Source organism: Candidatus Pacearchaeota archaeon (assembly GCA_038874355.1).
Taxonomy (GTDB): Archaea; Nanobdellota; Nanobdellia; order Pacearchaeales; family GW2011-AR1; genus JAVZCO01.
In genome coordinates, this window is record JAVZCO010000004.1 from 1 (window position 1) to 5287 (window position 5287).

The window sequence follows — 5287 nt, forward strand, 5'->3', positions numbered from 1 at the left end:
TTAAGAGTAATGGTTATATTTCTTCTGCTTCATCTTTACAGTTATCACAAACCCATCTATCATTTACATAATGTAAGATTTCACTATAATTTCCACATAATTCACAATATCCTGAATTTATTTCTTCTATAGCACCTTCTGTTGTTATTGAAAATCTTTCACGTAATATTTCTACTGCTTCAGATGAAACTTTTGCTATTTCTCTTACAGATACGATTCCTACTAATTTTCCAAAATCTACAACAGGAATTCTTTCATAACCATATTTTGACATTGTTCTTGCTATGTTAATAACATCTTCATCAGCTGAACATGTTACAAGAGGTGTATTCATAATATCTTTTATTAAAACTTTCTTTGGATCTTTATCTAAAGCTACAACTTTTGATACAATATCTTCGCGTGTTGCTATACCTATTGGTCTAGTACCCTCACATACTATAACTGATCCAACATCTTCATCTCTCATTAATTTTGCTGCTTCTAAAACAGTCTGATTAGGTCTAGCAGTTATAACACGCGTAACCATTATATCTCTTGCTCTTATTTCTGTTGGCATAAATAATTTTTTCAACATTAGTCTATTTAAATCTTTCTGTAGAATGAAAAAAACAATTATTTATATTATGCTTAATTTTATATTTTTTGAGTTCTCTATAAAAAAATTATCGTTATAAACTAAAAAGTGATATATAAATAAAATTATTAAAAAAATGAACAGTAAGATAAATGAACCAAAGAATAACAAAAGAAAATAAAAAATTCTTACTATTTCATTTCTTTGCTTTGTAATAATAAAAATTTTATTTACTTTAGGATGAAATGTTTGTACTGATTTATATAAATATAATAAAATTGGTGGAAAGTATTCTACAGTAAGAATGTTTTTATTAAAATTTTTCATTAATATTTTAGCCTGTTTAAAAAATGATGTTTCTTTTTTAATATTTGATTTTAAAATACCTCTTTCACCATATATTTCTATATTTTTTATTTTTATTTTTTTTGGCAACATTTTTTTATCCGATTTTCTTGGTAACAGAACGACAAAATCATTGTTTATTTCATTTAATACATTAAATACTTCATTTCTAATTTGTGGCTTATTTTTAAAATTTTTTATTAAAAAATCTTTATATGCTAACAATGATGCATATATAAATTTTTTTCTTCCTTCAAGAAGATGCCATAAAACATCTGTTATTCTTATAAATAAGACAAATGGGTTTTTCAATGTATTATGTAAATAAACACAATATAGAAGAAGCGAATTTCTTATAGAATAATATAAATTATTAGGGGTTTCGCCTGCAAATGCACCATATGGATGTTTATGTATATCTTTAATTTTTTTAATTTTAAAATATTTTGACACTCTTAATATAAACTCTATATCTTCACAAAACCTAAAAAATTGTGCATATGTAAATCCACATTTATCAAACACTTCTCTTTTAATAATACCTAGTTGGGCTATTTCAAATGAATTTTTAAAATTCTCTCTAGTTGAAACTACTATACCTATATTTTTATCTTTTTTAAATTCTTTTAGTGCATGCTCTATATATTTTTTATTTAATGGAAATGCATCATCATCGCTTATTAAAAAATATTTATAACCAATGTCATAAGCAATTTTTTCTCCTACAAAAAAACAACCGGCAGTACCAATATTTTCTTTTTTTATACAAAGTAAAGAAATGTCTTTAAATTCTTTTTTAAGATATTTTGAAATATAACAATTTTTACTGTTGTCTATTATTAATATGTCGGGTTTAATTGATTGTTGAGTTAATAGTTTAATTTGCTTTTTTGTATAATCTAATCGATTATAAGCTATAAGAATAGCACATATATCTGATTTTCTTTTTAAATTTAATATTTTTACATCAATTTTCATATATTCTCATCTTTTTTATAATTTTTAATAAAATTTTTAATAGTATCTAAAGTTCTTGGTACATAAGTTATAGATTTTATTTTTGAAATATCTATATCATATTTTTCTGTTTTTAATGAATAGCATTCCTTAGGCAAAGTAATATTTGCAATTTTTGCTATTTTTTCAACTTTTATTGTTCCATCACCACAAATATTAAATATATCATTTTTTATTTCTTTTTTTAATAATTCATAAATTATTCTTCCTACATCAAACGTATTAATATATTGATATTCTGAGTTTGGAGAAACAAATGTTTTTTTAAGATTTAAAATATCAAATACAGAATTTTTTTTAAGGTTTTTCCCAACCATGCCCCCTAATCTTAAGATAAGCCATTCATTACAATATTTTTTAATAATTTGTTCTGAAATATATTTATCAAACCCATAGTTACTTAATTTTTCTGGAATTATAACATCAGTTTCTTTTGGTTTTAATGCAACATTATTATAAACATCTATAGTTGACAAGTATATGTAAAATTTTGGTTTAAAATCAAATACAGAATTTAATGTAGAAATAACATTTAAATCAAAGTCTAGTTTTGGGTTTTCTTCTGCAAGTCTTTTTTTTGAACTTCCGTTTGCATTTATAAAAATATCTATTCTTTTTCCTATAAAATTTTTATAGTTGTCTCTTGTTATTTCTATAATTTTAATATTTTTTGAATTAAAAAACTCACAAATTCCTGAGCCAACAAATCCTTTAGAACCTAAAATATAAATATCCATTTATTCGCCTCATATTCTAACTTTGCCTAATTTTATATTTTTTTCAAACCATTCTATTGTTCTTTTTATTCCCTCCTTTATAGAAACTTTTGGTGTAAATTTAAGTTTTGTTTTCATACGTGTTACATCAAAAATCTTCTCCATTTGTCCATCTGGCTTAGAAGTATCCCATTTAATTTCTCCTTTATAATCTGATAAACTAGAAATTAGCTCTACTAACTCTTTTATTGATGTTTTAGTACCTGTAGATATATTTATTGGTTGTTCGTCATCATATGTTTCAAATGCCTTAACCAAACAATCAGTAACATCCTTCACAAATATAAAGTCTCTTACTGGTTTACCTGAACCCCAAACTATAACCTCTTTTTCATTATTTTTTTTAGCATTATAAAATTTGTGAATCAATCCTGGAATAACATGAGAGTTTTGTAAAGAAAAATTATCATATGGACCATATACATTACCAGGTATTAATACTATTCCATTAAAATTATATTGTTGTCTATAAGCTTGTAATTGTACAAGTGCCATTTTTTTTGCAATAGAATATGGTGCACTTTCTTTTTGTGGATAACCATCCCATAAATATTCTTCTTTTATTGGATTTGGTGCATTTGCAGGATAACTACACCCACCGATTAAAGTCATAAATTTTTTAACTTTATTTAGCATTGCTTCATGGATAGTGTTTGTATTTATTATTAAATTTTTATAACAAAAATCACCTGGATATAGTTTATTTGCAAGAATACCTCCAACAAGAGCTGCTAAATGTATAACTTTTTCTGGTTTATATTTTTTAAACATTAATTTTACTTGTTTTTGATCAGTTAAATCAAAATCGCGTGAAGAAACAGGAACAAATTTATTAAAACCTCTTTCTTTAAGAGATTCTTGAAGATTTGTTCCTATAAATCCTGTTGCTCCTGTTATAAGAAGTTCAGTTTTATATTTTTCCATTTTTTTCACCCCTTAAATATTTTTAAACTGATTAAATCTTAAAATTTTATATCCTTTAATTAACTCTTGAATACCGTCATCTAATGTATATTTAAATTTAAATCCAGTTTTAAGTAATTTTTCATTTGATATGATGTAGTTTCTTCTATCTGGATCTTTATTGAATTCAGAATATGTAATAAATAAATCAGGAATAAATTTTTTTATTCTTAATGCAAGCTCTTCTTTTGATAAATTAGCATCTGGTATTCCGACATTATAAGCTTCCCCTTTCATATTTTCATAATTATTTATAGCGTGTTCGAAAACTCTTGGTACATCTCTTATATGTAAATAATTTCTTTTAAAATCTTTTTCAAACAATACTATATATCTATCATTTACTGCTTTAAATACAAAATCATTAACCAATAAATCTAAACGCATTCTTGGCGAAAAACCAAAAACTGTTGCTAATCTTAATGTAACAGCATTACCCATTTCAAGTAATGCTTTTTCAGCATTTACTTTTGATATACCATATGTTGAAATTGGTTCTAGTGGTGTTTCTTCTGTGCAGTATATCTCGCCTGATTTTGTTCCATATCCACTGTTTGTACATGGAAAAACAACTTTTTGATGTGGTTTTATTTGTTTTGCTAACCATTCTATAGAATGTTGATTAACAGCATAAGTAACTTCTGGTACTTTTTCACATGCTGGAGCACCAACAATAGCAGCAAGAGGAAATATTATATCTGCCTTTTCAACATATTGTTTTAATAAATTATAATTTCTTACATCTCCGTATACAAAATGAAAATCTGGAAAATGAACACAATTAAATAAACTTTGTTGATTATAAAGAAGATTATCATAAACAATTACTCTATAATTTCTTTGAAGAAAATATTCAGTAATCACAGAACCCAAATAACCTGCACCACCTGTTATTAAAATTGTTTGTTTTTCTGTAATTTTTATCACCTCTTTAATTAAATTTTTCCAAAAATCAATGTAAATTCATTTTTTCAGCTTTAAAATAGCTTCTGCAATATCATTCGTTTCGTTTAATGTTTTTTCCACAACTTCTCTTGATGCTCCTGTTTGTTCCATAACAAGTTTTATATCATCTTCAGAAAATTTTATTTTTTCTATTTTACTTTCTCCAACAATTTGAAACGTCTCATTTCCTTGAATTACCATTTTTGTTATTTGTGGGTTTTCTATTATTATGTTTCCTTCATCTCTTTCTATTATTACTCTTTTAGCATCTATATTTTCAGACTTTATTCCTAATTGTGCCATCATTTTTTCCATCTGGCGAGTTGATATGTTAAACATATAAAATTTAAAAGTTTTAAACTTAATAAAGATTTCTGAAAAATTATGCCTGTAATTCTAATTCATATTTCCTATATAAATTTTTAAAATCTTCATCTGTCTCTGTTTTTGAAGCATTTTTAATAAATTTTGAAAAATTATCTTCTTTCATACAATTATTTACATAAATTTTTTCTAATAAATTTTTAATAGTTTCTCCATACTTAAAATTATAGATACTGGTTCCGAACAAATTTTTTATTTTAATTCTGGGGTTTATTTTTATTTTAAAGTAATTTGATAAGCTTCCTAAACTTATCTCCCCGCCTAATTCTTCTTTAACTGA

Annotated in this window: 7 protein-coding genes; all 7 read right to left on the reverse strand. The window is 24.6% G+C overall.

Translation table 11 applies throughout. The features are described from left to right. Window positions 1–13: 13 nt before the first annotated feature. The gene (locus QW117_03480; protein MEM3406003.1) at window positions 14–559 is read right to left on the reverse strand and encodes a CBS domain-containing protein; all 546 of its coding nucleotides are present in this window, start codon (window positions 557–559) and stop codon (window positions 14–16) included. A 60-nt stretch (window positions 560–619) separates the two neighbouring features. Then, window positions 620–1900: a hypothetical protein gene (locus tag QW117_03485; protein ID MEM3406004.1), complete on the reverse strand. Its 1281-nt coding sequence runs from the start codon at window positions 1898–1900 to the stop codon at window positions 620–622. Then, window positions 1897–2676: an NAD-dependent epimerase/dehydratase family protein gene (locus tag QW117_03490; GenBank protein ID MEM3406005.1), complete on the reverse strand. Its 780-nt coding sequence runs from the start codon at window positions 2674–2676 to the stop codon at window positions 1897–1899. Before QW117_03490 ends, QW117_03485 begins: the two co-directional genes overlap by 4 nt. 9 nt (window positions 2677–2685) lie before the next feature. Then, window positions 2686–3639, reverse strand: a complete 954-nt coding sequence (locus tag QW117_03495) for a GDP-L-fucose synthase (GenBank protein ID MEM3406006.1) — start codon at window positions 3637–3639, stop codon at window positions 2686–2688. A 12-nt stretch (window positions 3640–3651) separates the two neighbouring features. Further along, window positions 3652–4605, reverse strand: a complete 954-nt coding sequence (locus QW117_03500; GenBank protein MEM3406007.1) for an NAD(P)-dependent oxidoreductase — start codon at window positions 4603–4605, stop codon at window positions 3652–3654. 36 nt (window positions 4606–4641) lie between these two features. Then, the gene (locus tag QW117_03505; protein MEM3406008.1) at window positions 4642–4938 is read right to left on the reverse strand and encodes a nascent polypeptide-associated complex protein; all 297 of its coding nucleotides are present in this window, start codon (window positions 4936–4938) and stop codon (window positions 4642–4644) included. Between the two features lie 67 nt (window positions 4939–5005). Beyond that, on the reverse strand, window positions 5006–5287 hold a 282-nt coding region (locus tag QW117_03510), incomplete at its 5' end, for a hypothetical protein (protein ID MEM3406009.1).

What these genes read in the sequence shown, in the direction of transcription:
- QW117_03480 (MEM3406003.1), bottom strand. Translation starts at nt 559, where the DNA reads ATGCCAACAGAAATAAGAGCAAGAGATATAATGGTTACGCGTGTTATA.
- QW117_03485 (MEM3406004.1), bottom strand. Translation starts at nt 1,900, where the DNA reads ATGAAAATTGATGTAAAAATATTAAATTTAAAAAGAAAATCAGATATA.
- QW117_03490 (MEM3406005.1), bottom strand. Translation starts at nt 2,676, where the DNA reads ATGGATATTTATATTTTAGGTTCTAAAGGATTTGTTGGCTCAGGAATT.
- QW117_03495 (MEM3406006.1), bottom strand. Translation starts at nt 3,639, where the DNA reads ATGGAAAAATATAAAACTGAACTTCTTATAACAGGAGCAACAGGATTT.
- QW117_03505 (MEM3406008.1), bottom strand. Translation starts at nt 4,938, where the DNA reads ATGGAAAAAATGATGGCACAATTAGGAATAAAGTCTGAAAATATAGAT.